Source organism: Stenotrophomonas sp. INTA L402-1 (genome assembly GCF_059295135.1).
The window spans coordinates 1-651 of sequence record NZ_JCAFWP010000144.1; the positions used below are offsets into that span (position 1 = coordinate 1).

1 protein-coding gene is annotated in these 651 nt (G+C 51.0%); it reads right to left on the reverse strand.

Features of this window, described 5'->3' with window-relative positions; all coding sequences use genetic code 11:
• Positions 1-149 precede the first annotated feature (149 nt).
• The gene (gene osmC, locus AC5O77_RS21985) at positions 150-581 is read right to left on the reverse strand and encodes a peroxiredoxin OsmC (protein ID WP_494507197.1); all 432 of its coding nucleotides are present in this window, start codon (positions 579-581) and stop codon (positions 150-152) included.
• Positions 582-651: the final 70 nt, after the last annotated feature.

A 651-nucleotide genomic window follows, 5' to 3' on the forward strand; every position in this document is an offset into this window, starting at 1 on the left:
ACGCTGCCCTCTGGCAACCCACGGATGTGAAGTCCGGCAATCATTAGCAATAAGGGAGGACGGACGTGAGATCCGGTGCTGGCGGGCGCTGTAGAGATGCTAACAACGCATCAGGCAATCACGCGCCTGACGCGTCATTCGGCAACGCTTTACGATTTCAACTGGTAATCCAGCGTAATTTCAGCTTTCAGTACCTGAGAAACCGGGCATCCTGCTTTTGCTTTCTGGATAATGCCGTCAAAAGTAGAGGCAACAATACCCGGCACCGCAACTTCGCTCTTCAGTGCGATTTTAGTAATCGCAAAACCTGCATCCACTTTATCCAGCGACACATCGGCGGTGGTATCAATCGATGTTGGCGTGAATCCCGCTTCCCCCAGCATTAATGAAAGCGCCATTGAGAAACATGCGGCATGCGCTGCGCCAATCAGTTCTTCAGGGTTGGTTCCTTTTTCGCCTTCAAAACGCGTGTTAAATCCATACGGCTGTTGGTTCAGCACGCCGCTCTCGGTGGATACAGTTCCCTTCCCGCGTTTGATATCGCCTTCCCAGTGTGCCTGACCTTTCTTATGGATTGTCATTGTTGCTCTCCTGTGGGCTTAAAAAGGAAATTATAGACTACGTGAGAAACCGCACGAGGATAAGCAGGAT

Excerpts from the sequence above, each read along its gene's own strand:
- osmC (WP_494507197.1), bottom strand. The coding sequence starts at position 581 with ATGACAATCCATAAGAAAGGTCAGGCACACTGGGAAGGCGATATCAAA.